Origin of the sequence: Ottowia beijingensis, assembly GCF_013423955.1 — a bacterium.
GTDB classification, from domain to species: Bacteria; Pseudomonadota; Gammaproteobacteria; order Burkholderiales; family Burkholderiaceae_C; genus Ottowia; species Ottowia beijingensis.
Genome location: NZ_JACCKX010000001.1, coordinates 3,294,363 through 3,317,428, shown reverse-complemented (window position 1 = coordinate 3,317,428; position 23,066 = coordinate 3,294,363). Strand labels below are relative to the sequence as shown.

The 23,066-nt window shown below is 68.0% G+C and carries 17 protein-coding genes and 6 pseudogenes; 7 read left to right on the top strand and 16 right to left on the bottom strand.

The window, feature by feature from the left end; translation table 11 throughout:
• Positions 1-47: 47 nt before the first annotated feature.
• The gene (gene rpmF / locus H0I39_RS16475; RefSeq protein ID WP_180551209.1) at positions 48-230 is read right to left on the bottom strand and encodes a 50S ribosomal protein L32; all 183 of its coding nucleotides are present in this window, start codon (positions 228-230) and stop codon (positions 48-50) included.
• A gap of 174 nt (positions 231-404) precedes the next feature.
• Positions 405-953: a YceD family protein gene (locus H0I39_RS16470; RefSeq protein ID WP_180551208.1), complete on the bottom strand. Its 549-nt coding sequence runs from the start codon at positions 951-953 to the stop codon at positions 405-407.
• Between the two features lie 26 nt (positions 954-979).
• Between H0I39_RS16470 and H0I39_RS16465 the strand changes: the two genes are divergently transcribed.
• Entirely contained in the window at positions 980-1,573 is a 594-nt protein-coding gene (locus H0I39_RS16465; RefSeq protein WP_180551207.1) for a Maf family nucleotide pyrophosphatase, read from the top strand.
• Positions 1,570-2,355, top strand: coding sequence for an SAM-dependent methyltransferase (locus H0I39_RS16460; RefSeq protein WP_180551206.1), 786 nt, complete (start codon positions 1,570-1,572; stop codon positions 2,353-2,355). The genes H0I39_RS16465 and H0I39_RS16460 overlap by 4 nt, the downstream gene beginning before the upstream one ends.
• A gap of 136 nt (positions 2,356-2,491) precedes the next feature.
• On the opposite strand, the pseudogene H0I39_RS16455 reads toward H0I39_RS16460, so the two are convergent.
• The 4 genes and pseudogenes from H0I39_RS16455 to H0I39_RS16440 form a co-directional block, all read right to left on the bottom strand.
• Positions 2,492-3,447, bottom strand: a pseudogene (locus tag H0I39_RS16455) (S49 family peptidase).
• Positions 3,448-3,643: 196 nt separating this feature from the next.
• Positions 3,644-4,021: a Rieske (2Fe-2S) protein gene (locus tag H0I39_RS16450; RefSeq protein WP_180551205.1), complete on the bottom strand. Its 378-nt coding sequence runs from the start codon at positions 4,019-4,021 to the stop codon at positions 3,644-3,646.
• 30 nt (positions 4,022-4,051) lie between these two features.
• Positions 4,052-4,714 (bottom strand): HAD-IA family hydrolase, encoded by a 663-nt coding sequence (locus tag H0I39_RS16445; protein WP_180551204.1) that lies wholly within the window; start codon positions 4,712-4,714, stop codon positions 4,052-4,054.
• A 19-nt stretch (positions 4,715-4,733) separates the two neighbouring features.
• Positions 4,734-5,647, bottom strand: a pseudogene (locus H0I39_RS16440) (RluA family pseudouridine synthase); the annotation flags it as partial.
• Between the two features lie 664 nt (positions 5,648-6,311).
• On the opposite strand from H0I39_RS16440, the pseudogene H0I39_RS16435 reads away from it, so the two are divergent.
• The 5 genes and pseudogenes from H0I39_RS16435 (at position 6,312) to ahpF (ending at position 14,068) form a co-directional block, all read left to right on the top strand.
• Positions 6,312-9,277, top strand: a pseudogene (locus H0I39_RS16435) (Rne/Rng family ribonuclease).
• 765 nt (positions 9,278-10,042) lie between these two features.
• Positions 10,043-10,948, top strand: a complete 906-nt coding sequence (locus H0I39_RS16430) for a M23 family metallopeptidase (RefSeq protein WP_180551203.1) — start codon at positions 10,043-10,045, stop codon at positions 10,946-10,948.
• Between the two features lie 18 nt (positions 10,949-10,966).
• Positions 10,967-11,398, top strand: a complete 432-nt coding sequence (locus tag H0I39_RS16425; protein ID WP_180551202.1) for a bactofilin family protein — start codon at positions 10,967-10,969, stop codon at positions 11,396-11,398.
• Between the two features lie 244 nt (positions 11,399-11,642).
• Positions 11,643-12,215: an alkyl hydroperoxide reductase subunit C gene (ahpC, locus tag H0I39_RS16420; RefSeq protein ID WP_180551201.1), complete on the top strand. Its 573-nt coding sequence runs from the start codon at positions 11,643-11,645 to the stop codon at positions 12,213-12,215.
• 249 nt (positions 12,216-12,464) lie between these two features.
• A pseudogene (gene ahpF, locus H0I39_RS16415) lies at positions 12,465-14,068 on the top strand (alkyl hydroperoxide reductase subunit F).
• A gap of 103 nt (positions 14,069-14,171) precedes the next feature.
• On the opposite strand, the gene H0I39_RS16410 reads toward ahpF, so the two are convergent.
• From H0I39_RS16410 to cbbX, 10 genes and pseudogenes are all read right to left on the bottom strand, one after another.
• Positions 14,172-14,603, bottom strand: coding sequence for a hypothetical protein (locus H0I39_RS16410; RefSeq protein ID WP_180551200.1), 432 nt, complete (start codon positions 14,601-14,603; stop codon positions 14,172-14,174).
• 73 nt (positions 14,604-14,676) lie between these two features.
• The gene (locus H0I39_RS16405; protein ID WP_180551199.1) at positions 14,677-15,024 is read right to left on the bottom strand and encodes a TfoX/Sxy family protein; all 348 of its coding nucleotides are present in this window, start codon (positions 15,022-15,024) and stop codon (positions 14,677-14,679) included.
• A 120-nt stretch (positions 15,025-15,144) separates the two neighbouring features.
• On the bottom strand, positions 15,145-16,161 hold the full coding sequence (fba, locus tag H0I39_RS16400) for a class II fructose-bisphosphate aldolase (protein WP_180551198.1): 1,017 nt from the start codon (positions 16,159-16,161) through the stop codon (positions 15,145-15,147).
• Between the two features lie 86 nt (positions 16,162-16,247).
• On the bottom strand, positions 16,248-16,727 hold the full coding sequence (locus H0I39_RS22575) for an HAD-IA family hydrolase (RefSeq protein ID WP_373368348.1): 480 nt from the start codon (positions 16,725-16,727) through the stop codon (positions 16,248-16,250).
• 104 nt (positions 16,728-16,831) lie between these two features.
• Positions 16,832-16,951 (bottom strand): annotated as a pseudogene (locus tag H0I39_RS24245) (phosphoglycolate phosphatase); the annotation flags it as partial.
• A gap of 13 nt (positions 16,952-16,964) precedes the next feature.
• Positions 16,965-19,015 (bottom strand): annotated as a pseudogene (gene tkt, locus H0I39_RS16390) (transketolase).
• 196 nt (positions 19,016-19,211) lie between these two features.
• On the bottom strand, positions 19,212-20,096 hold the full coding sequence (locus H0I39_RS16385; protein ID WP_180551197.1) for a phosphoribulokinase: 885 nt from the start codon (positions 20,094-20,096) through the stop codon (positions 19,212-19,214).
• A gap of 84 nt (positions 20,097-20,180) precedes the next feature.
• Positions 20,181-21,290, bottom strand: coding sequence for a class 1 fructose-bisphosphatase (locus H0I39_RS16380; protein ID WP_180551196.1), 1,110 nt, complete (start codon positions 21,288-21,290; stop codon positions 20,181-20,183).
• A gap of 24 nt (positions 21,291-21,314) precedes the next feature.
• Positions 21,315-22,037, bottom strand: a complete 723-nt coding sequence (locus H0I39_RS16375; protein WP_180551195.1) for an HAD-IA family hydrolase — start codon at positions 22,035-22,037, stop codon at positions 21,315-21,317.
• Complete coding sequence (cbbX, locus tag H0I39_RS16370) at positions 22,034-22,993, bottom strand: CbbX protein (protein WP_180551194.1); 960 nt, start codon at positions 22,991-22,993, stop codon at positions 22,034-22,036. Before cbbX ends, H0I39_RS16375 begins: the two co-directional genes overlap by 4 nt.
• Positions 22,994-23,066: the final 73 nt, after the last annotated feature.

The following is a 23,066-nucleotide window of genomic DNA, read 5'->3' as shown; positions in this document are numbered from 1 at the left end:
CTGCCTCATGGCAGGGCCCCGGCCCTTTGCGTCAAGCCACGGAAGAATCAGGCTTCCGTCTTGGGCTTGATCACCTGGCGGCCACGGTAGAAGCCGTTGGGGCTGATGTGGTGGCGCAGGTGGGTTTCACCCGTGGTCGGCTCCACGGCGATGCCGGGGGCGGACAGGGCGTTGTGCGAACGGTGCATGCCGCGCTTGGAGGGCGACTTCTTGTTTTGCTGAACAGCCATGATGGCTCCTTTGATGTCTGGTTGAGGCCCCGGGGCAGACTGCCGCCTGGGGCAAGTTGGAAACCGTTTTGGCGCAACCGGCCGGGCCAACCCAGCCGCTCTTGCGCGCGAAGCCCGCGATTATAGCCCGAAATCGAGCTGATTCGCCAGTGTTGGCAGGCAGTTAGCGCCGTTTCAGTTGGGCTTGTCGTGCTTGAGGGCGGCCAGCGCGGCGAACGGATTGGTCTTTTCCTCCTGCGCCGCGTCGAAATCGGCGCTCTGTACCGACAGTTGCACCGCGTCGGGGCACTCATCGTGGCGCGGCACCAGCGGCAGCGCCATCAGCAGTTCGTCCTCGATCAGCGCGCGCAAATCGAAGTCGGGCGCCAGCGCCAGCACGTCGTCGTCCGAGGCCTCGTCCAGCGCCGCGGCGGTGTCCTCGTCGGGCACGAAGACGAAATGGCGGTCCACCGCCAGCGGCACGCGCACCTCGCCCATGCAGCGCTGGCAGGTCAGCGGCAGCGTGGCCTGCGCGCGCAGGTGCAGGGCCGGGCGGCGGCTGCCATCGACGGCGCTGCGCTGCTCGCCGTCGGCCTGCCAGTCAATGGTCAAATCCGCCTCTGGCGCCCGCAGTTCCTGCGCAAGGCGCTCATATTTTTGTATCGAATCATGGGCCGACAGGCTGGCCTTGGCCTGGGCGAAGGCCGCCACGTCGAGCCGGCCGGGGGCAAACGTCTTGCTCATCAAGGCAGTGTAAGAGAATCGCCGCCATGATCCCGACCGCCGCCCGCCTGCTGATCCTGGGTTCCACCTCACCCTACCGGCGAGAACTGCTGGCCCGGCTGGGCCTGCCCTTCACCACCGAGGCGCCGCGCGTCGACGAAACCCCGCAGCCCGGCGAATCACCGCGCGACCTGGCGCTGCGGCTGGCGCTGGCCAAGGCGCGCGACGTGGCCGGTCGGCATCCCGAGGCCATCGTCATCGGCTCCGACCAGGTGGCCGACCTGGCGGGCGAGCCGCTGGGCAAGCCCGGCACGCACGAGCGCGCCGTGGCGCAGCTGCAGCGCATGCGCGGGCAGACGGTGATCTTCCAGACCGCGCTGGCGGTGGTGTGCGCGGCCACGGGTTTCGCGCAAAGCGACCTGGCCGCCGTCGAGGTGCGCTTCCGCGACCTGGGCAACGACGAGATCGAGCGCTACCTGCAGGCCGAGCGCCCCTACGACTGCGCCGGCAGCGCCAAGAGCGAGGGCCTCGGCATCGCGCTGCTGGAGGCGATCCACAACGACGACCCCACCGCCCTGGTCGGCCTGCCGCTGATCCGCACCGCCCGCCTGCTGCGCGCCGCCGGGCTGACGCTGCCATGAGCGCGCCCGCCGCCGCCAAGGGCACGCTTTACCTGGTGCCCACGCCGCTGGACCACGGCTGCAACACACAGTCGCCGCTGGAGGACGTGCTGCCGCTGGGCACGATCAAGGCCGCCGCCGCCCTCACCCACTGGATCAGCGAAAACGCCAAGTCCACCCGCGCCTTCCTCAAGCGCGTCGATGCGCTGGTGCCGCTGGCACAACCCATTCAGGCGCAGCAGATCACCGAACTGCCGCGCGAGGTGCACAAGAAGGGCGACCACGGCGGCGCGGCGCGCTTCGACGCCCGGCCGCTGCTGGCTCCCGCGCTCCAAGGCCAGAATGTGGGCCTGATCAGCGAGGCCGGCATGCCCGCCGTGGCCGACCCTGGCAGTTCGGTGGTGCGCGCGGCACACGATCTGGGCATCACGGTGGTGCCGCTGGTCGGGCCGGTGTCGATCCTGCTGGCGCTGGCCGCCAGCGGCCTGAACGGGCAGAACTTCGCCTTCGTCGGCTACCTGCCGCAGGACGCCGCCGCACGCACGCAGCGCATCCGCGAGCTGGAAGCCCTGGCCCACAAGACCGGCCAGACGCAGCTGTTCATCGAAACACCCTACCGCAACCCGGCGGTTTGGCAGGCGCTGCTACAGACGCTCAGGCCCGCCACGCGGCTGGCGGTGGCGCAGGGCCTGACGCTGACCGATGGCCGTGTGCAGGCACGTGCTGTCAGCGCCTGGCGGCAGGCCCGCACTGATGACAATGCCCTGGGGCGAGCGCCGGCGGTGTTTGCCATCGGGCCTTGAAGCTACCGCATGCAGCTTTCTCCGAGGTTGTAGGAGCGGCGGCAGCCGCGAAGACTTCGTCGCGCGCAGTGATACGCCGCCATCGCGGCTGCCGCCGCTCCTACAGGCGATCAGCCAGCCCGAAAGCCCATCGACATCAGCGCACGCTGGGCGCCACCTGCAGCGCCTTCACCGCGCCCTCGCCCATGGCCGCGCCGAAACGCTTGGCAAAGCGCTCGGCCAGGTTCTTTTGTTGGTGTAGTCCACCAGTTTCTCGGCCTTCACCACGTCGCGCGCCACTGAATCCAGGCTGCCGAAGTCGTCGGCCAAGCCCAGCGCAACAGACTGCTCGCCGGTCCAGAACAGGCCGCTGAACATCTCGGGCGTTTCCTTCAGGCGCTCGCCGCGGCCTTTCTTGACGACGTCGATGAACTGGCGGTGGATCTGCTCCAGCATGGTCTGCGCGTGCTGCTTGTGCGCCTCGGACTGCGGGCTGAACGGGTCGAGGAAGCCCTTGTTCTCGCCCGCCGTGAGCAGGCGCCGCTCGATGCCCAGCTTGTCCAGCGTGTCGACGAAGCCGAAGCCGTTGATCAACACGCCGATGCTTCCCACGATGCTGGCCTTGTCGACATAGATCTTGTCGGCGGCCGAGGCGATGTAGTAGGCGGCCGAGGCGGCGGTTTCCTCCACCACGGCGTACACGGGCTTCTTGTGCAGGGCGCGCAGGCGGTGGATTTCGTCGCTGATCAGCCCCGCCTGCACCGGGCTGCCGCCGGGCGAGTTGATGAGCAGCACCAGCGCCTGCGCGCCCTTGTCTTCCATGGCACTGCGCAGCGCGGGCAGCACGAATTCGGCGCTGGCCTCGGCCTCGTCGGCGATCTCGCCCTTGATGGCGACCATGGCGGTGTGCGGCGTGGCGGGCGTGCTGGTGAGCAGCGCGTCGGAGAACAGCAGCCAGATGAGCGCGCCGAACAGCAGCATCCACAGCAGGCTGCGCACGATGCGCCAGCGGCGCGCGGCGCGGCGCTCGCGCACGTCGGCCAGCAGCAGTTTTTCAATCGCCTCGCGTTCCCAGTGGATGGTCTTGGCGTTCAGGGTGACTTCGTTTTCCATGGCGGTGTGCGCGGGATGCGCAAGGATGAAGGGCAGGTTGATTCCAACCGGATGCGATGAGGCAGCAGGTCGGTGTTCTACAAAAACAGGAGCTGCCAGCGCCTGATAAAAGACAGTTTCATCATCATTTCAATCTGAAATATAGGCGTAACGGGCGCAAGCAGCTATAAAAACAAAAGCATCGCCGCCGATGCCTTCAGAACTCGATCGGCTGCAGCAAATGGCTGGTGTGCCAGTGCACCACGCCGTCGCGTTCGCTCATGGCCACCTTGACCAGCCCGCCGCGGCAGGGCCCGCCGGCGCAGTCGCCGGTGTCGGGCGCGTAGGCGGCGCCGTGCGTGGCGCACAGCAGCCACTGGCCAGTGTCGTCGAACACGCGGTTGGGCTGGTAATCCAGCTCCATCGCCACGTGGGTGCAGCGGTTCAGGTAGGCGTGCGGCCGCCCTTCGAAGCGCACGGCAAAGGCGCGCAGCGTCTGGCCGCCGTAGACCACGTCGAAGGGCACGGCCAGGCCGCCCTCCTGCAGGTCGGCGCTGTTGCACAGGGGAATCGCTTGGCTGTCGTTGTCGGTCATGCGCGGGCAGCTATCAAAATATGAGTCCAGTCAGGCGTTGTCGGCCAGCCAGCGATGCAGTTCGGTGGCGGAATGGGCGATGAAGCGCGGGCGCAGGGCGCCGAACTCGCTCGGCTCGTGCGCGCCATAGCTCACGCCCACGCTGGCGCAACCGGCGTTCACCGCCATCTGCAAATCGTGCGTGGTGTCGCCGATCATCAGCGTGCGCTCGGGCTCGGCGCCGAATTCGCGCATCAGCTCGTGCAGCATGCGCGGGTGGGGCTTGCCGGCCGTTTCGTCGGCGGTGCGCGAGCCGTCGAAGATGCCGTGCAGCTGCCGCGAGGCCAGCACGTCGTCCAGCCCGCGGCGGCTCTTGCCGGTGGCCACCGTCAGCCAGTGGTGGCGTCTTTTCAGATCGGCCAGCATCGGCAGCACGCCGTCGAACAGGCTGATGTCGTGCTGGGTAGCGAGGTAATGGTGGCGGTAGCGCTCGCCCAGCAGCGGGTACTTGTCCTTCGGCACGTCGGGCGCGGCGTGCGCCAGCGCGGGCATCAGCGCCATGCCGATCACGTAGGCTGCCGCCTGGTCGGTCGGCCTGGCACCGCCCACGTCCAGCACCGCCTGCTGGATGCTGCGCACGATGATGGCGGTGGAATCGAACAGGGTGCCGTCCCAGTCGAAGCAGATCAGGTCGAATTGGCGCGGGCGGCTCATGCGGAGGGCGGGGTTGCTTTGAAAAAGAGAGCAGATCGGCCGGCAGCGGCGCCAGCAGTTCGACGGCCTGCGCCGTGGCCGGATGCACGAACTGTAGCCGCCACGCGTGCAGGAACATGCGTCTGAGTCCTTGTTTCTGCAAGCTCTTGTTGCGCTCGAAGTCGCCATATTTGTCGTCGCCCGCGATCGGGTGGCCCTGCGATGCCAGGTGCACGCGGATCTGGTGCGTGCGGCCGGTCTTGATGGTCACTTCTAGCAGGGTGAAGTCGGGCAGGCGCTCGCGCACCTTGACCAGGCTGATCGAGCGCATGCCGTCCGGGTCGTCCTTGGTGGTGGTCTTCACGCGCCGCTCGCCCTCGCCTTCGCCGCCCGGCAACAGGTATTTGCGCAGCGGCACGTCGATCACTTTCAGTCGCTCGGGCCAGTCGCCCAGCACCAGCGCCAAGTAGGTCTTGCCTGTTTCGCGCTCGCGGAACTGGTCCTGCAGGTGCTTCAAGGCGCTGCGCTTCTTGGCGACGAGCAGGATACCGCTGGTTTCGCGGTCGAGCCGGTGCACCAGCTCCAGAAAGCGGGCATCCGGGCGTGCGCGCCGCAGTTGCTCGATAACGCCGAAGCTCACGCCCGAGCCGCCATGCACCGCCACGCCGGCCGGTTTGTCGAGCGCGATCAGGTGCTCGTCCTCCAGCAGGATGGGAATTCGCGCGCCGGCGCGGCGGCGGCCTTGTCCTCGGGCGAGCGTTCGCTCACCCGCACCGGCGGCACGCGCACCACGTCGCCCGCCGCCACCCGCGTGTCGGCGGCGGCGCGGCCCTTGTTCACCCGCACCTCGCCGCTGCGGATGATGCGGTAGACGTGGGTCTTGGGCACGCCCTTCAGGTGGCGGATCAGGAAGTTGTCCAGCCGCTGGCCGGCGCTCTCGGCGTCCACCGTCAGCCAGCCGACCTCGGGTTTGCCCTGAGCCCCGGCGGGGCTGCTTTGGCACCTATAATGCGATTCACTGGCAACCGGCCGTAAGTGGTTGAATTTGAAATGGAAGTCACCGCCCGAATGAACGGGTAGTCTATTCCACCCGCCCACAAGCAGCCGCCAGTAAAGGTCGATGCCGCACCTGCACAAGAAAGCGCCCTGCCCCCACTGAACCGGGCAGGCACGCCAAGAAAAGCGCAGGATCAGGCCGACGCGATGAAACCCCTACGGAATACCCATGACCGGCAGGCCGCCCCACGCGGCTTGGCCTGCGGGTCGGATCGAAGCGAGACTTTTTGTGCTGATGGCAATCATGATGGTTCTGGAGCGCTGGCTGCGGCCGATGCTTTATGAGCAAAATCACGCCCCAGCGCCCGCCAGGCAAGCGCGAGCAGCTACGCTTTATGTAGCAATCTTGCCTTGCCCGGCCCTCGCACCCATCCAAGCCAGCCCGCCTGACCCCGGCCGCTGAACCAGCGCGTTCAGCAGCTTTGAAGGCGCGCGCCCCGCACGCCTTCTTCCTCCAGTCAGTCGCCGCGGCCATTCCGTCCGTTGCATTGCGCCGTCCGAGGCATCTTGGGCTTTCCCCGGGCAAGCCGTTGACTGCTTTTGATTTGAAGGACACCGCATCATGAAACGGATGCTGATCAACGCCACGCAGGCCGAAGAGCGCCGCCTGGCGATCGTCGATGGACAGAAACTGCTCGACTACGAGATCGAGATCGAAGGGCGCGAGCAGCGCAAGGGCAACATCTACAAGGCCGTGGTGACGCGCGTCGAGCCGTCGCTGGAGGCCTGCTTCGTCGACTACGGCGAAGACCGCCACGGCTTCCTGCCGTTCAAGGAAATCTCGCGCCAGTACTTCGCGGAGGGTGTCTCCGTCAGCCAGGCCAGGATCAACGATGTGATCAAGGAAGGCCAGGAACTGCTGGTGCAGGTCGAGAAGGAAGAGCGCGGCAACAAGGGCGCCGCGCTGACCACCTTCGTCAGCCTGGCCGGCCGCTACGTGGTGCTGATGCCGAACAACCCGCGCGGCGGTGGCGTCAGCCGCCGCATCGAGGGCGAGGACCGCGCCGAGCTGAAGGAGGCGATGGACCAGCTCGAGTACCCGAAAGGCATGAGCATCATCGCCCGCACCGCCGGCATCGGCCGCACCGCGCCCGAGTTGCAGTGGGACCTGAACTACCTGCTGAAGCTGTGGGACGCCATCGACGGTGCCGCCAAGGGCGGCAAGGGCGCCTTCCTGATCTATCAGGAGAGCAACCTCGTCATCCGCGCCATCCGCGACTACTTCAACTCGGACATCGGCGACATCCTGATCGACACCGATGACATCTACGAGCAGGCGCACCAGTTCATGAGCCACGTGATGCCCGAGCAGGCGCACCGCGTGAAGCGCTACCGCGACAACGCGCCGCTGTTCTCGCGCTTCCAGATCGAGCACCAGATCGAATCGGCCTACTCGCGCACCGTCACCCTGCCCTCGGGCGGCGCCATCGTGATCGACCACGCCGAGGCGCTGGTGGCGGTGGACGTGAACTCGGCCCGCGCCATCAAGGGCGGCGACATCGAGGAGACCGCCACGCGCACCAACCTGGAAGCCGCCGACGAGGTGGCGCGCCAGATGCGCCTGCGCGACCTGGGCGGCCTGATCGTGATCGACTTCATCGACATGGAGGAGAGCAAGAACCGCCGCGAGGTCGAGAACCGCCTGCGCGAGGCGCTGCGCCAGGACCGCGCCCGCGTGCAGTTCGGCAGCATCAGCAAGTTCGGCCTGCTGGAGATGAGCCGCCAGCGCCTGAAGCCCGCGCTGAGCGAAGGCGCCTCCATCCCCTGCCCGCGCTGCGGCGGCTCCGGCCACGTGCGCGACACCGAATCGTCGGCGCTGCAGATCCTGCGCATCATTCAGGAAGAGTCCATGAAGGACAACACCGCCGCCGTCAACGTGCAGGTGCCGGTGGAAGTGGCCTCGTTCCTGTTGAACGAAAAGCGCCCCGAGATCGCCAAGATCGAGCTCAAGCAGCGCGTCAACGTCACCCTGGTGCCCAACAAGACGCTGGAGACGCCGCACTACAAGCTCGAGCGCCTGAAGCACGACGACCCGCGCCTGGACGACATCGACAGCAGCTACAAGATGGCCGAGGAGTTCGAGGACCCGACCACCGTCACCCGCCGCAGCCAGGAGCCGACCAACAAGCAGCAGCCCGTCATCAAGGGCGTGCTGCGCGACACCCCGCGCCGGTGGCCGAGCCCAAACCCGAGCCGGTGGCCGCCGCGCCGGCGCCTGCGGTGGCACCGGCCGCCTTCACGCCCGCTGCCGCGCCCGCGCCGGCCGGCCTGGTGGGCTGGCTGAAGAACCTGTTCGGCATGGCCCCGCCGCCCCCGCCCGTGGTGGCGCCCGCGCCCACGCCGGCACCCGCCACCGCCGAGAAGCGCGAAGGCCGCGGCGGCCGTGACGGCGAACGCCGTGGCGGCCGCGGTGGCCGTGGCGGCCAGCGCGGTGAGCGCGGTGAAGGCCGCGGCAGCGACGAGCGCCGCAGCGACAACCGCGGTGAGAGCCGCGCCGAAGGCCAGGGCGAAGCCCGCAACGGACAGCGCGACGGCAGCCGCCGCAACGGCGAACGGGGCGACCGCGGCCCGCGCGGCGACCGCCAGCGCGAGCGCCGCGACCCGTTGGCCGCCGATGCCGGCGCGCCCACCACCGACATCGCCACCGCCGACGCCGGCGCCGACACCAGCGCCCGCCCGCCGCGTGGCGAACGCAGCGAGCGCGGTGAACGTGGTGAACGTGGCGAAGGCCGCCGCAGCCGTGGCGAAGGCCGCCGCGAACGCGGCGAGCGTGGCGACCGCGCCGAGCGCGCCGAAGGCCAGCCGCACGACGACACCGCCGTGGTCGACACCGCCGCCCTGGCCACCTCGGCCGTGACCGCGGTCGACGGCAACTCCGCCGCCGAAGTCGTGGGCGACGCGCCGCAGGGCGAAGAGCGCCGCGAGCGCCGTTCGCGCGACCGCTATGGCCGCGACCGCCGCGATCGCAACGGCGAGCGCCGCGACGAGCGCGCCGCCGAGCTGCCCGGCAGCGTGTCCGACGACGGCACCGTGGCGCAGCCCGCGGCCCAGGCCGGCAGCGCCGACGCGCCCGCACCGCGCTCGTACTTCGCGCGCAGCGCCGCGGTCGACGATGCCCAGGCCCCGGCCACGGTGGCCGAAGCCAACGTGGCGCCCGCGCCCACCCCGCCGGCGCCGCCGGCCCGTGCGTCTGTAGCATCGCCGGTCCCTGCCGCCGCCAACGGCCACGCCGCGGCGCCAGCCGCCGGCCTGCCCAAGGTCACGCCATTCGCGCTGCCCCTGGGCGACCTGGAATCGCTGGCGCAATCCGCCGGCCTGCAGTGGGTCAACTCCGACGCCGACAAGGTGGCCAGCGTGCAGGCCGCCATCGCCGCCGAGCCGCAGCCGATCCGCGTGCCGCGCGAGCGCCCGCCGCTGGTCGAGATCGACGACGGCCCGCTGGTGCTGGTGGAAACGCGCAAGGACCTGCGTGAAGTCACCCTGCCGTTCGAGCAGGAAAGCCGCCACGGCGGCACGGCCGCGCACTGACGCGCGCCCCGGGCCAAGGGTGCCCCGCGCGCCGCTGCGCGGGCACCCTGGCCGGCTTTGTGCGGGCCGAAGGGACGATCGAAGCTGTTGGCTTGAAAGCAAGCAGCTTGGAAAACCTTTGAACGCAGAAGTCGCCAAGACTTCGCAGAAGACGCAGAAGAGTCATTTGCCGTTCATCAAGGAAGCTTGATCAGCAACAAGTCTCAGACCGTGTTGTGGGAGCGGGTTTGCCCGCGATGAGGCGTCTCATCGCCACCAACGCTTGATCGCGGGCAAGCCCGCTCCCACACAGCGGATGCGGTCCGCGCGTCATCTGAAATTTCTTGATAGTCAAGCACTTGTGAAAGCTCGCACAAGGTTTCCACCCGCTTGTTCTGCGCCTTTTGCGAAGTCTTGGCGTTCTCTGCGTTCAAGAATTCAGCGCATCCTCAAGCCGATCGCTTGCCCATCAACGATCCGCAGGGGGACCTTGAAAATTTTTCAAGCATCAAAAACGGCTTTTGCGCCCAACTGCCGGGCGCCAGCAGCTCCTCTTATTGAACTACCCAACCCCGCCAAATGGCTATCGCCTGTTGACCTTCCGGGTTGCGGTATTTTTGCTGGGAATCTGCGGGCTTTCGCCTTACACTGCCCGGCGTTGCCACACACCCGGTAACAACTGCATGCCTCCAGCGGGCTTGACGCGATCAAGCCTCGGCATTCGGAGGTGGGGTCTTCTCGTGCTGTACCGCCCCGCTTCATTGCATCGCTCCATTTCTCTGCGCCATGGCACGATCCACCGTTCTCATCGTCACGCCCGAGCAGACGCGCTCGCTCGAAGTCGACACGCGCCTGCTCGCCTGGTTGCGGCCGCTGCTGCTGGGCCTGGGCGCCAGCACGGCGCTGCTGGCGGCGGGGCTGGTGGGCCTGGGCGCGCAGCATCTCACCTCACGCGCCGACAGCCAGCAGGCGCTGGACGAGCGCCGGCAGGAGATCGACGCGCTGCGGCGCGAAGTGGCCGACCTGAAGAACTTCACCTCGGCCGAGATCAATGCCAAGCTCGCGGCGCTGCAAAAATCAGAGCAGATGATCGGCGATCTGCAGACCTACCTGCAGGCGCGCGGCGTCAACGTCAAGCCGGTCTCCGCCGCGCCGCCCAGGGGCCAGCCCAACCCCGCCGCCGGCGGCCCGGCGCTGCAGGCGCACGTTGGCAAGCCGGTGCCCTATACCGGCAGCTTTGCGCGCGATGCCGGCAACCTGCTGGAGGTGCTGCAATCCGTGCCGCTGGGCCTGCCGCACGGCGGCGCCATGTCGTCGGCCTTCGGCGAGCGCCCCAACCCCTTCACCGGGCGCGGCAGCGAGTCGCACGGCGGGCTCGACTTCAAGGGCACCACCGGCGAGCCGGTGCAGGCCACGGCCAGCGGCAAGGTCGTGTTCGCCGGCTGGCAGGGCGGCTATGGCAACGTGGTGCAGGTGGCGCACGCCCACGGCTACACCACGCTGTACGCCCACCTGTCGCGCATCGACGTGGAGCGCGGCCAGCCCGTCACCGCGGGCGACACCGTCGGCCTGCTCGGCTCCACCGGCCGCTCCACCGGCCCGCACCTGCATTACGAGGTGCAGCGCCGCGGCGAGCGGCTCGACCCCGAGCAGTTCCTGGCGCTGAACGACGCCGCCGCTTCCAACCCCTGACCGCAGCGAGGCCCGCGCATGTTCGGCTCCAAAGACAAATCCCCCACCCGCGTGCCCGACAGCGGCGCCGGCAGGCAGATCGACACCGTCATCGCCGAGCACTGCACGCTGGCGGGCGACCTGACGACCAAGAACTCGATCAAGCTCGACGGCCGCATCGAAGGCACGCTGCGCGCCGAAGGCCGCGCCATCATCGGCGAGACCGGCAGCGTGAAGGGCGACGTGCACGCCGCCGACCTGCTGGTGCTCGGCCGGCTGGAGGGCAACGTGCACGCCCAGCGCCTGCACCTGCACGCCAGCGCGCAGATCCACGGCAACATCGAGGCCGAGACCCTGCAGGTCGACCCCGGCGCGCGCTACCAGGGCAGCGTGACCATGCGCGATGCCGGCGCCGCCAGCCCCGCCGTGCTGCCCTTCGCGCCGCCCGCCGACAAGGCCGCCAAGGGCTGACGCCCGCACCCCCGGCCCGCCTGCGCCCCCGCCCGCCTGCGCCCACGTCGCAGGCATGGCACACCGCGACACCCGCCTGTCACCGCTTCTGCGGTAAGCTGTACCGTTGCTGGCGCCCCCGTGCGCCGGCGGCCAGGCACTCATAGCCTGCGGCTAAACATAGATTAGATAAAATGAATCACAAATCCAATAGCTCTAATCTATACTTCATCCATCGCAACTTCATCAACCCAGGAGAACACGCATGTCGTCTTTGATCAACACCAAGGTCCAACCCTTCAAGAACCAGGCTTTCCACAACGGCCAATTCGAGGAAGTGACCGAGAAGAACCTGTCGAACGGCAAGAACTGGTCCGTGGTGATCTTCATGCCCGCCGCCTTCACCTTCAACTGCCCGACCGAGATCGAGGACGCGGCCGAGCACTACGCCGAGTTCCAGAAGGCCAACGCCGAGGTCTACATCGTCACCACCGACACGCACTTCAGCCACAAGGTGTGGCACGAGACGTCGGATGCCGTCGGCAAGGCCAAGTTCTTCCTGGTGGGCGACCCCACGCACCAGCTGACCAACGCCTTCGGCGTGCACATCCCTGAAGAAGGCCTGGCCCTGCGCGGCACCTTCGTGATCGACCCCAGCGGCACCATCAAGACCATGGAAGTGCACAGCAACGAAATCGCCCGCGACGTGACCGAAACCGTGCGCAAGCTGAAAGCCGCCCAGTACACCGCCGCCCACCCCGGCGAAGTGTGCCCCGCCAAGTGGAAGGAAGGCGAGAAGACGCTGAAGCCCTCGATCGACCTCGTTGGCAAGATCTGATGACCGGCGGCGCTGCGCGCCGCCGATGACCTCGCTTCGCATCGATGACGCGCCTTGCGGCGCATGACCAGAACCCGTCATGGCGCGCCAGCGCCGTCATTGAAGCCGAAGGCGAAGTCATTCCGTCATCGAACACCCGCCGAACGGCGACAGGGCGCCCTGCCTTGCCGTTCGGCTTTTTATTGAACAAATCAGGCTCTAGCGCCCGCCAGACAAGCGCCAGAAGCTATCAAACAAGGAGCACCCACCATGTTGGACGACGACATCAAGCAACAACTGACCGCCTACCTCGAGCGCGTGAAGGAGCCGTTCGAGATGGTGGCCTCGCTGGACGACGGCGACAAATCGACCGAACTGCGCGAGCTGCTGGAGGAAATCGCCGCCGCCCGCCCCGACAAGATCACGCTGCGCACCGATGGCAGCGACGCGCGCAAGCCCTCGTTCACCCTCGCCCGCCCAGGCAGCGGCACGCAGCTGCGCTTTGCCGCCATCCCCATGGGGCATGAATTCACCAGCCTCATCCTGGCCCTGCTGTGGACCGGCGGCCACCCGCCCAAGGTCGAAGTCGATGTGCTGGAGCAGATCAAGGCCCTCGACGTCGACCTCGACTTCGAGGTCTACATGAGCCTGTCGTGCCACAACTGCCCCGACGTGGTGCAGGCGCTCAGCCTCATGAGCATCTACAACCCGCGCATCAAGACCACGATCATCGACGGCGGCCTGTTCCAGAACGAGATCGAAGAACGCGAAATCATGGGCGTGCCCACCGTGTTCCTGAACGGCGCGTTCTTCGCCAACGGGCGCATGAGCGTGGAAGAAATCATCCAGAAGGTCGACACCGGCGCCGCCAAGCGCGATGCCGAACGCCTGAGCGCCAAGGCCCCGTTCGAGGTGCTCATCGTCGGCGGTGGCCCCGCTGGCGCGGCGGCTGCGATTTATGCAGCACGCAAGGGCATCCGCACTGGCGTCGTGGCCGAGCGCTTCGGCGGCCAGGTTAACGACACCATGGAAATCGCCAACTACCCCGGCATCCCCGAAACCAACGGCCCCGCCTACGCCGCCGCGCTGGAGCAGCACGTGCGCAACTACGAGGTCGACATCATGAACACGCAGCGCGTGGCCGAACTGGTGCCCGCCGCGCAGCCGGGCGGCTACGTCACCGTCAAGCTCGACAACGGCGGCCAGCTGCGAAGCCGCACCGTCATCCTGGCCACCGGCGCGCGCTGGCGCAACGTCAATGTGCCGGGCGAGCAGGAATACAAGACCAAGGGCGTGGCCTACTGCCCGCACTGCGACGGCCCGCTGTTCAAGGGCAAGGACGTGGCCGTCATCGGCGGCGGCAACTCGGGTGTCGAGGCCGCCATCGACCTGGCCAACGTGGTCAAGCACGTCACCGTGTTCGAGTTCCTGCCCGAGATGAAGGCCGACGCCGTGCTCATCAAGAAACTGAAGAGCCTGCCCAACGTCACCATCCACACCAACGCGCAGACCACCGAAATCACCGGCGCGGGCGGCAAGGTCAACGGCCTGAAATTCAAGCACCGTGCCGACGGCACGGATGCCAAGGTCGATCTGGAAGGCGTGTTCGTGCAGATCGGCCTGGTGCCCAACACCGAATTCCTGGGCGACGTGGTCGAGCGCAGCAAGTTCGGCGAGATCGTCGTCAACGCGCGCGGCGAGACCAACGTGCCCGGCGTGTTCGCCGCCGGCGACTGCACCACGGTGCCGTACAAGCAGATCGTGGTGGCGGCGGGGCGGGCTCCACGGCGGCGCTCAGTGCATTCGACTACCTGATCCGCACGCCGGCGCCGGAGAGTGCCAAAGCGCAGGTCAGTGAAGCGGTCACGGCGTGAACCTTGCGCGAAAACGCGCACCATAAAGAAAGCCCCGCGCAGATAGCGCGGGGCTTTTGTCTTTCAAGGCACCAGCGTCGGCTTCGTTCTGATCAAGCGGCGGTCACGATTTCGGGCAGATCCGGTCGAACATGGCGCTGTCAGTGACTTGCGAGGGGTCGTGCTTCTCGAACTCTGGTCCAAGCGCGCTGATCGCCTCCTGGCTCGGTGCTGGAATGAAACCCACCAGATAGCGCCCCGGCTTGCCGTAGTCCCTTACGTCGACGGTATAGCGATATCCCCGCAACCGGGCGAGCTTGGCGAAACTGCAGGCAATGAACACCGACGATGCGACCGATGGCCCGTAATTGAAATGAACATCCACTACGGATGTCCCTTGGTAACGCGCCACCTCTTCGACGATAACGTCGACATTCTGGCTACCCTCGGCGCGCGCATTCGCCGTGAACAATGGCGTTTCAGTTTGCGCGGGCGTTCCGGCACATGCGGCGAGCGCGACGAGCAACAGGAGCAGGAATTGTCTGTACGCCAGCATGGAATCCTCAGCGAAACATCGGGAGCAAAAAAAAAGCGTGGGGTTGTTAAGCAGAGGGAACCTGGTCAGTTTTTCAATCCTTGCGTCGCTTCCTGCTCACCGGCGCCTTCTCGTTATACGCCAGCGCCCGCCGCACCCATTCCTCCAGCGCCGCGTCAGTCTCCAGCACGGCACCATCGACATCGATATAGCCACGATAGGGTTTGCCGTTCATGACCACGGTGCTGCAACCCTCGCGCGCTGCCAGTTCGTCGTGCTGCGCCGGGTCGATGCGCACCATCAGTTCGCGCTCGATGGCGTTGATGCACATCTTGTCGTTCACTAGGAACGCGGTGGCGCCAAACATCTTTTTCTCCACCACCTGCGGCACGTCGGCCAGGCGCTGGCGGATGCGGTCGAGCAGCGACAGTGGCGAGGTCATCGGGGCTCCTTGGCAGCGGCGCGGCCGGTGCGACCGCGCGGGGCATCATGCCATGCGCTGCCGCCCGCGCGGCGGTTGACATCACCTTGAGTTGCTCCACGGCACGCCGGCCGTGACGGCCTACAAGCCCGTGGCGCGCAGGATGGCCCCGCCATGGCCGGCGCAGCCGAAGGCCTCGAAGCGGGCCTGGCAGATGCCGCGCGCGGCCTTGCGGGCGGCCTCCAGCGCCTTGCGCGGGTCGAACTCGGCGGGCTGGCGGGCGAAGGCCTCGCGCATGGCGCCGGTCATGGCCAGGCGGATGTCGGTGTCGATGTTGACCTTGCGCACGCCGTGGCGGATGCCGCGCACGATTTCCTCGACGGGCACGCCGTAGGTCTCGCGGATGTCGCCGCCGTACTGGCGGATGAGGGCCAGCCACTCCTGCGGCACAGACGACGAGCCGTGCATCACCAGGTGCGTGTCGGGGATCTGCGCGTGGATGGCGGCGATGCGGTCGATGGCGAGGATGTCGCCGGTGGGCTGACGCGTGAACTTGTAGGCGCCGTGGCTGGTGCCGATGGCGATGGCGAGCGCGTCGACGCCGGTGCGGGCCACGAAGTCGCGCGCCTGCGCGGGGTCGGTCAGCAGCATGTCGTGCGTGAGTTTGCCTGCGGCGCCGACGCCGTCTTCCTCGCCCGCCTCGCCCGTCTCCAGCGAGCCCAGGCAGCCCAGTTCGCCCTCGACCGAGACGCCGACGGCGTGCGCCATCTCGCACACGCGGCGCGTCACGTCGACGTTGTAGTCGTAGCTGGCGGGGGTCTTGGCGTCTTCGCGCAGCGAGCCGTCCATCATCACGCTGGTGAAGCCCGAGCGGATGGCCTGCAGGCACACCGCCGGGCTGGCGCCGTGGTCCTGGTGCAGCACGATGGGCAGGCGCGGGTGCGATTCGGCCGCGGCCAGCACCATGTGGCGCAGGTAGGGCTCGCCCGCGTACTTGCGCGCGCCGGCCGAGGCCTGCAGGATCACCGGGCTGTCGGCGGCCTGGGCCGCTTCCATGATGGCCTGGATCTGCTCCAGGTTGTTGACGTTGAAGGCGGGCACGCCGTAGCCGTGGCTGGCGGCATGGTCCAGTACGGTGCGCAGGTTGACAAGGGGCATGGTGGGTCTCCTGATGAATTCTTGAATGAAAAGTGGCTCCAACGCCCGCCGGACGGGCGCTAACAGCTATGAATTGATGACCAACATCAGTCCGTGGCGGGCACCGCGCGCAGCGCGTCCCAGGCCTGGTGCAGCGGGGCGAAGCCATCGAACACGGCGTCGGGCGCGCTGTCGCTGACAGGGCGGCCCATGTTGTAGCCATGGGTCAGCAGCCACACCGGCACGCCGGCAGCGCGCGCGGTGGCGGCGTCGATGGACGAGTCGCCCACGAACAGCGCACGCGCGGGCTCGATGCCAAAGGCCGACAGGCAGCCCAGCAGGCCGGCCGGGTCGGGCTTCCTGGTGGGCAGCGTGTCACCGCACACCACGCGGTCGAGCCACGCGCCCAGCCCATGCGCGGCCAGCACGCGCTCGGTGAAGCGCGTTTCCTTGTTGGTGACCACGCAGGTGCGCACACCTTGCGCCCGCAGCGCCTGCAGCAGCGCCACTGCGCCGTCATACGGGCGGCTGCGCGTGCCGCAGCGCAGCAGGTAGTCGTGCTCGAACTGGGCGTAGGCCTCGGCCAGTTCGCGCGAGGGCGCACCCGCGCCGCGTCCACGCGCCGGGCAGCGGCCATGGCCTGGATCAGCAGTTCGCGCGTGCCGTGGCCGATCCAGCCGATGACGCGGTCGGGCGGCATGGCCGCCAGGCCCAGGCGGGTCAGCGTGTCGTTGACCGCGTCGCCGATCTCGGGCGCGGTGTCGATCAGGGTGCCGTCGAGGTCGAAGGCCACCAGGGCGGGCTGGATCATCGTGGCGCGGCCTTCACGCGGGTACGGCGGCGTGCGGGGCGCGCTGGCCGGCGCGCACGCGGCTGCGCACGGCATCGGCCACGCACTGCGCGGTGATGCCGAAGTGCGCATACAGGTCCTTGGCCGGCGCCGATTCGCCGAAGCTGGCGATGCCCACCACGGCGCCGGTGCGGCCGACGTACTTGCGCCAGAAGTCGGGGTGCGCCGCCTCCACCGCCACGGCGGGCAGGTGCGGCGGCAGCACGGCGTCCTGGTAGGCGGCGTCCTGGCGGTCGAACACGTTGGTGCAGGGCATCGACACCACGCGCGTGGCGATGCCCTCGCCCGCCAGGGCGGCCTGCGCGGCCATGGCGACGGTCAGCTCGGAGCCGGTGCCGATCAGCACCGCCTGCGCGCCTTCCATGTCCGACAGCACGTAGCCACCGCGGCGGATGGTGCCGGCCGCCACCTTGCCGCCGGTCAGGTTGGGCAGGTTCTGGCGCGACAGGGTCAGCGCGGTCGGGCCGTCGGCGCGCTCGATGGCGCAGGCCCAGGCCACAGCCGTTTCCAGCCCGTCGGCTGGGCGCCAGACGTCGAGGTTGGGGATCAGGCGCAGGCTGGGCAGATGCTCCACGCTCTGGTGCGTGGGGCCGTCCTCGCCCAGGCCAATGCTGTCGTGCGTGAACACGTGGATCACGCGCAGCTTCATCAGCGCGGCCATGCGCACCGCGTTGCGGCTGTAGTCGCTGAAGGTGAGGAAGGTGCCGCCGTAGGGGATGAAGCCGCCGTGCAGCGCCATGCCATTGAGCGCGGCCGCCATGCCGAATTCGCGCACGCCCCAGGACAGGTGGTTGCCCGCGCGGTCGCGCCCGGCCACGGTGCAGCCCTTGAAGTTGGTGAGGTTGGAGCCCGTGAGGTCGGCCGAGCCGCCGAACAGCTCGGGCAGCAGCGGCGCCAGCGCATCCAGCGCGTTCTGGCTCGCCTTGCGGGTGGCGATGGCGTCGGGCCTGGCGGCGATGGCCTCGAACAGCGCAGGAGCCGGCTTGCAAAGTCTGCCGGCAACTCGCCCTGCATGCGGCGTTCGAACGCCGCCGCCGCCTCGGGGAAGGCGGTGCGATAGGCCTCGAAGCGCTCGCGCCAGGCGTGCTCGGCAGCACGGCCGCGCTCGCGTGCATCCCAGGCCTGCGCGACCTCGGCCGGCAGCTCGAACGGTGCGTGCGACCAGCCCAGCGCGTCGCGCGTGGCCTGCACTTCGTCGGCACCCAGGGCGGCGCCATGCACGTCGTGCGTGCCGGCCTTGCCCGGCGATCCCTGGCCGATCACGGTCTGGCAGCAGATCAGCGTGGGCTTGCCGTCGGGCCGCGCGGCCTGCGCGCGCGCGGCGCGCAGGGCGGCGTCGACGGCGGCGGGGTCGTGCCCGTCCACCTTGGGGATCACGTGCCAGCCATAGGCTTCAAAGCGCTTCGGCGTGTCGTCGGTGAACCAGCCCTCGACATGGCCGTCGATGCTGATGCCGTTGTCGTCGTACAGCGCGATCAGCTTCGACAGGCGCAGCGTGCCGGCCAGCGAGCAGGCCTCGTGGCTGATGCCTTCCATCAGGCAGCCGTCGCCCATGAAGACGTAGGTGTGGTGGTCGACGACCATGTGGCCCTCGCGGTTGAACTCGGCCGCCAGCAGCTTCTCGGCCAGCGCCATGCCCACGGCGTTGGCCAGGCCCTGGCCGAGCGGGCCGGTGGTGGTTTCCACGCCGGGCGTGATGCCGACCTCGGGGTGGCCGGGTGTCTTGCTGTGCAGTTGGCGAAAGCGCTTCAGCTCGTCCACGGCCAAGTCATAGCCGGTCAGGTGCAGCAGCGCGTACAGCAGCATCGAGCCGTGGCCGTTGGAGAGCACGAAGCGGTCGCGGTCGGCCCAAGCCGGGTTGGCGGGGTTGTGCTTCAGGTGCCGGTTCCACAGTACCTCGGCGATCTCGGCCATGCCCATGGGCGCGCCAGGGTGGCCGCTCTTGGCCTGTTCGACCGCGTCGACGGCCAGCATGCGAATCGCGTTGGCCATCTGACTGGCGAGTTCGGGTTCTGGAATGCTCATGTGAGGTCAGGGATGGTGGAGAGAGTTCAAGAACAGCCGGACGCAGAGGACGCAGAGATCACGCAGAGGACGCAAAAGAAAAACCGAAGGTCTCTTCCAGTGGGTCACGGCGCGCGCGGGGCAAGACATCTCTTGCCGTGTCTTTTGCGTCCTCTGCGAATTTCTTGCGTCCTCTGCGTTCGGTTTTTTGACTGTTTCAACCGTTGCCCAGCACCCGCTTGCGCCGCTCCTGCATGCGCCACACGAAGGGCGTGAAGATCAACTGCATCGCCAGTTCCATCTTGCCGCCCGGCACCACGATGGTGTTGGCGCGGCTCATCCACGAGTCGTGGATCATGTTCAGAAGGTACTGGAAGTCGATGCCCTTCGGGTTGGCGAAGCGGATCACCACCATGCTCTCGTCGGCGCTGGGGATGTCGCGCGCGATGAAGGGGTTGCTGGTGTCCACCACCGGCACGCGCTGGAAATTGACGTGGGTGTGCGCGAACTGCGGCACGATGACGTTCACGTAATCGGGCATGCGGCGCAGGATGGTGTCGGTGACGGCCTCGGTGCTGTAGCCGCGCTGATGCTTGTCGCGCCACAGCTTCTGGATCCACTCCAGGTTGACCACCGGCACCACGCCGATGCGCAGGTCGGCATGCTGGGCGATGTTGTGCTCCGGCGTGATCACCGCGCCGTGCAGGCCCTCGTAGAACAGCATGTCGGTGTCTTCGGGCAGCGTCTCCCAGGGCGTGAAGGTGCCGGGCTCTTGCTGGTAGGGCGCGGCTTCCTCGGCGTTGTGCAGGTACTTGCGCGCCCTGCCCTGGCCGCTTTCGCCGTAGCTGCGGAACAGCGCCTCCAGCTCGCCGAACAGGTTGTTGTCGGCGCCGAAGTGGCTGAAGTGCTTGTTGCCCTGGCGCTCGGCCTCGGCCTGGCGCTGCTTCATCTCCTGGCGGTCGTAGCGGTGGAAGCTGTCGCCTTCGATGATGGCGGCGGTGATGCCCTCGCGGCGGAAGATGTTCTGGAAGGTGCGCGTGACCGTGGAGGTGCCGGCGCCGGACGAGCCGGTGATGGCGATGATGGGATGGCGTTCGGACATGGTGGTGGACCGGCTGTGAAATGAGAGTCAAACAGGGCTCTAGCACCCGTCCCACGGGCGCAACCAGCTATCAATAAAGAAGCATCAAAGCGCCACTTCCTCGCGGAACAGGCTGCGCTCGCCGAACAGCGGGTGGTGCGTGTCGACGGCCTTGGCAGGTTCGGCGTGGTAGCGCTCGATGCGCTCGACCTCGTTCTTCGAGCCGAAGATCAGGCCGATGCGCTGGTGCAGCGCCGTGGGCTGCACGTTCAGCAATGGCTCGCGGCCGGTGGAGACGCGCGCCCCCGCCTGCTCCATGATGAAGCCGACCGGATTCGCCTCGTACAGCAGGCGCAGGCGTCCTGGCTTGGCCAGATCCTTGGTGTCGCGCGGGTACATGAAGATGCCGCCGCGCATCAGGATGCGGTGTGCCTCCGCCACCATGCTGGCGATCCAGCGCATGTTGAAGTCCTTGCCGCGCGGGCCGGTCTTGCCGGCCAGGCATTCGTCCACGTAGCGCTTGACCGGCGCCTCCCAGAAGCGCGCGTTGGAGGCGTTGATGGCGAACTCCTGCGTGTCCTCGGGCACCCGGATGTCGGGGTGCGTGAGCATGAACTGGCCGAGGTTCGGGTCCAGCGTGAAGCCGGCCACGCCGTTGCCCACCGTGAGGATCAGCATGGTGGTGGGGCCGTACAGCGCGTAGCCGGCTGCCAGCTGCTGGCAGCCCGGCTGCAGGAAGTCGGCCTCCACCACATCGCGGCCCGAGTCGATGACCTCCTGTGGCGCGCGCAGCACGCTGAAGATGCTGCCCACGGTGACGTTGACGTCGATGTTGCTGGAGCCATCCAGCGGGTCGAACACCAGCAGGTACTTGCCGCGCTGCAGCGTGGCCGGGATCTGGTAAGGCTCGTCCATCTCTTCGGACGCCATGCCGGCCAGCTGGCCGCCCCACTCCGTCATCTGGGTGAAGTAGTCGTTGCTGATAACGTCGAGCTTCTTCTGCTGCTCGCCCTGCACGTTGACGGCGGTCGACACCTCGGCCGCCGGGTTGCCCAGCACGCCGCCCAGTTCGCCGAAGGCGACCGAGCGCGCGATCGCCTTGCAGGCCAGCGCCAAGTCGAGCAGCAGCGCGTTGAAGTCACCGCTGGCGCCGGGAAAGCGGCGGCGCTGCTCGATCAGGTATTGCGTCAGGGTGAAGCGGCGGGGCGTGACCATGAAAGAAATCCTCGGGTACTCGGGTCATGGCTGTGGCGTGCTCTGCGCGTGCCATTCGCGCAGCTGGGCGACGCTGACGCCAGCCAGATCGGGCAGCACGCGCAATGCGCCGGTGAAGTCGTGGTGGGCGGTGAAGTCGTTCGGCGTGACGATGGTGGCCAGCTTGGCGGTGCGCGCGGCCATCAGGCCGTTGGCCGAGTCCTCGAAGGCCAGGCAGGCGGCGGCCGGCACAGCCAGGCGCGCCAGCGTCTGCTGGTAGACCATGGGGTCGGGCTTCTTGCGCGGCGCCGTCGACGCATCCTCGACCACGGTGAAGAACCGCTGCCAGTCCGGCCCGATGGCGCGCCGCAGCAGCGCGACGATGTTGACCGCCGAGGTGGTGGTGGCAATGGCCAGGCGCAGGCCTTCGGCGTGCGCGGCCTCGATCAGCGCCAGCACGCCGGGGCGCAGCTGCACGGCGCCGTCGCGCACCGCTTGCTCATAGGCAGCGGTCTTGAGTTCGTGCAGGCGCGCGATCGTGGCCTGCACGCGGTTGCCGAGGTCGGTCACGTCGGGCCTCACCTGCTTCCAATAGTGCAGCATGCGCTCCTTGCCGCCGGAGACTTCCAGAAGCTGGGTATAGAGCGGCACGTCCCATTGCCAGCCGATGCCCTCCTGGGCGAAGGCCTGGTTGAAGGCGGCCAGATGGGCCAGCTCGGTGTCGGCCAGCGTGCCGTCGACGTCGAAGATCAGGGCTTGAAGGGTCATGGCTTGGCCTCTTGCGTGAACACGCGGCTGGCCAGGATGTCCTCGGCCGCGAGGGTGCTCAGGTCGTCGGCCGTGAGTTGCCGGTCGCGGTCGGCGAACAGGCGGCTGGCCTGGCGCAGGCGCGCGCGATCCAGCGCGTTGCGCACGCTGCGCGCGTTGGCGAAATGCGGCTGGGCGATGCGGCGATCCAGGTAGCGGGCAAACGCGTCCTGCGCGCCATCGCCGAAGCGGTAGTTCTGCGCGCCCAGCATCTGCTGCGCGATCTGCATCAACTCGCCCGCGCTGTAGTCGGGGAAGTCCAGATGGTGCGCGATGCGGCTGCTCATGCCGGGGTTGGACTGGAAGAAGGTGTCCATGCGGTCCTTGTAGCCGGCCAGGATCACCACCAGGTCGTCGCGCTGGTTCTCCATCACCTGCAGCAGGATCTCGATCGCCTCCTGCCCGTAGTCGCGCTCGTTCTCGGGGCGGTACAGGTAGTAGGCCTCGTCGATGAACAGCACGCCGCCCATCGCCTTCTTCAGCACTTCCTTGGTCTTGGGCGCGGTGTGGCCGATGTACTGGCCCACCAGGTCGTCGCGCGTGACCGCCACCAGATGCCCTTTGCGCACATAGCCCAGGCGGTGCAGGATGGTGGCCATGCGCATGGCCACCGTGGTCTTGCCGGTGCCGGGGTTCCCGGTGAACGACATGTGCAGCGGCGGCGCCTGCGAGGTGAGCCCCAGGTTGCCACGCAGCTTGTCGATCACCAGCAGCGCGGCGATGTCGCGGATGCGTGCCTTTACCGGCGCCAGGCCGACCAGGTCGCGGTCCAGTTCGGCCAGCACGTCCTCGACCTGCGACTGAGCCAGCACCTCGCCCACCGTGCGTGCTCGGGCGACGGCCTCGGCCACCGCCGATGGCGCCGGCACGTCGGCTGGCGCGGCCACGCCGGGGATGCGGTACAGCGGTGCGTTCATGGTCGAGTCCGTGCCGAGGTTCAAACGTGGGATCGGAACGCCCTCTCCCCTGCCCGGGGAGAGGGGGCCAGAA